The following is a 1,743-nucleotide window of genomic DNA, read 5'->3' as shown; positions in this document are numbered from 1 at the left end:
CGCCGCGTTGAGTTCGAACGGCTGCTGTTTGTCGCCAACGTTTTTATGCCGACACGCCGCGCCGGTCTAACCGCAACCCAACAGGTCCGGCAGATCGGCGCGGCATAATCCGAACCTCGGCATTATGCGTCTTATGCCGACCTCGGCATAACACGCACTGGACCGGCCACAAGAGCCGCCTTGACCGCTTTTCCCGTTTCAACGACCGCAAGGCTTACGCGTTCGAGGAACTCATTGCCGAGATTGGCAACTGCATGACCTGCGCCCGGCTTGGCCTGACCCCCGATTTTGACCAGTCCGGCGCTTACGTTCAAAGCTGGCTGCGGGCGTTGAAAGACGACAAACGGCTGATCTTCAAAGCCGCCAGCGAGGCGCAGAAGGCTGCCGAATGGCTGATGAACGGTCAGCAGAATGAGGCAGAAGAAAGGAGGGCCGCATGAGCGGCCCCCACCCCCTGCCCGACTTGGCCTGTCGTAAATGCGGCAGGAAAAACCCTTGGGCCTATTTCGCGCCGGTCGTGATCGAGGGGACCGGCACCTGTATCTGCATGGATTGCGCGGAGGCGCGCGGCTGGCTGGACGAGGCCGGTAATCTCAAGCTGGGAGTCGCGCTTTGACCAACTCCAAGATCCGTAACAATTCCGATGATCTACAAGGTCAGATTGTCCCCAACAACACCCCCGCCATTCAGGCAGATCGCATTCTTGATGCACTGACCGCGCTCTATCCTGATGCCACCGGCCATGTGGTCGATCTGATGGAGTATGCGCTTTGCGACCTGCGCCATCTGGCCGATCAGCATGTGATCTGTTTCGGCAGCACGGATCAGAGGGGATATCGCACCTACCTTCAGGAGAAGGCCCAATGAAACCGCAAATCTCACTCATCGAGGGGCGACACCTGACCGCCTCCGACAAGCGCAATATCCTAGCTTGCATCGAGTATCAGCGCGACAAGAACCCCGCAACATGGGGGGCGGATTGGCTTGGCCGGAAATCCTCGCCCAAGCGTTACACCGTCGCGCCGATCCCGGAGACGCCAAACCGCTACGAAGTCCAAATCCGCGAGAACTACCGCAACGATTATGGCTGTCCTTGCGAGCGCACGGCACGCCTTGTCATCGAGACCAAGGGTGTCGATCCCCTTCCCGCCGCCAAATCGCACCCGGCTTGGGACAACGACAACCTTTTCGCGGACATGCCTCGGGGAACCGGGGCATGAGCTGGCACACCTATGAAATCCGCGACTATCCTGATGATCTACCGATTATTTGCGCCACCTTGGCAGAGGCGAAACAGCGCGGCAGACGCCGCGCCGCTCGTCTTGGCATTGAGGTTCTGGTTTATGAAATGGACCCAATGCGCGGAGAGCGTTTCTTGATGGCCCTACATTAACATAAAGGCGTCTGCCCGCAAGCGGGCACCGCGTTCTAGCTTCGGCCGCAAGCGGCCTTCGCCCGAGCCATTCAGGTCGATGCGACCGGCTGCGGCCGGAGCCTGTCTGTCTCGTCCCGAGCCAGCCATTCCCCTGCCGGTCCTGGTCGCCCTGCCCTGCCCGTCTCGGCCCTGTCGGGTGACGCCCGCATGACGCGGGGCCGGATCTTGCCCACAGGACATTCGCTCGATCCTTGATGGGGTGGATGCCCCTCCCGCGCCTCGTGGGCTACCGTGGGATAGAGAAGAGGAGGAACAGCAATGGACGAAGTTACCATCATCGGCGTCGATTTGGCGAAAAGCGCCTTTCA

At 60.4% G+C, this 1,743-nt stretch carries 5 protein-coding genes; all 5 read left to right on the top strand.

Going from position 1 to position 1,743, the window contains the following annotated elements; all coding sequences use genetic code 11:
• Positions 1 to 104: 104 nt before the first annotated feature.
• Genes IT41_RS19145 through IT41_RS21175 form a run of 5 tightly spaced genes read left to right on the top strand, consistent with a single transcriptional unit; the run spans position 105 to position 1,393 of the window.
• A complete protein-coding gene (locus IT41_RS19145; protein ID WP_052081805.1) occupies positions 105 to 440 on the top strand; it encodes a zincin-like metallopeptidase domain-containing protein in 336 nt (111 codons plus the stop codon).
• Positions 437 to 616, top strand: coding sequence for a hypothetical protein (locus IT41_RS19140; protein WP_036744368.1), 180 nt, complete (start codon positions 437 to 439; stop codon positions 614 to 616). The genes IT41_RS19145 and IT41_RS19140 overlap by 4 nt, the downstream gene beginning before the upstream one ends.
• The gene (locus tag IT41_RS19135; protein ID WP_036744365.1) at positions 613 to 867 is read left to right on the top strand and encodes a hypothetical protein; all 255 of its coding nucleotides are present in this window, start codon (positions 613 to 615) and stop codon (positions 865 to 867) included. Before IT41_RS19140 ends, IT41_RS19135 begins: the two co-directional genes overlap by 4 nt.
• On the top strand, positions 864 to 1,220 hold the full coding sequence (locus IT41_RS19130) for a hypothetical protein (RefSeq protein WP_036744361.1): 357 nt from the start codon (positions 864 to 866) through the stop codon (positions 1,218 to 1,220). Before IT41_RS19135 ends, IT41_RS19130 begins: the two co-directional genes overlap by 4 nt.
• Positions 1,217 to 1,393: a hypothetical protein gene (locus IT41_RS21175; RefSeq protein ID WP_156116978.1), complete on the top strand. Its 177-nt coding sequence runs from the start codon at positions 1,217 to 1,219 to the stop codon at positions 1,391 to 1,393. Before IT41_RS19130 ends, IT41_RS21175 begins: the two co-directional genes overlap by 4 nt.
• Positions 1,394 to 1,743: the final 350 nt, after the last annotated feature.

The organism is Paracoccus halophilus (assembly GCF_000763905.1).
Taxonomy (GTDB): domain Bacteria; phylum Pseudomonadota; class Alphaproteobacteria; order Rhodobacterales; family Rhodobacteraceae; genus Paracoccus; species Paracoccus halophilus.
This window is presented reverse-complemented; position numbering and strand designations above follow the sequence as displayed.

Excerpts from the sequence above, each read along its gene's own strand:
- IT41_RS19140 (WP_036744368.1), top strand. The coding sequence starts at position 437 with ATGAGCGGCCCCCACCCCCTGCCCGACTTGGCCTGTCGTAAATGCGGC.
- IT41_RS19130 (WP_036744361.1), top strand. The coding sequence starts at position 864 with ATGAAACCGCAAATCTCACTCATCGAGGGGCGACACCTGACCGCCTCC.
- IT41_RS21175 (WP_156116978.1), top strand. The coding sequence starts at position 1,217 with ATGAGCTGGCACACCTATGAAATCCGCGACTATCCTGATGATCTACCG.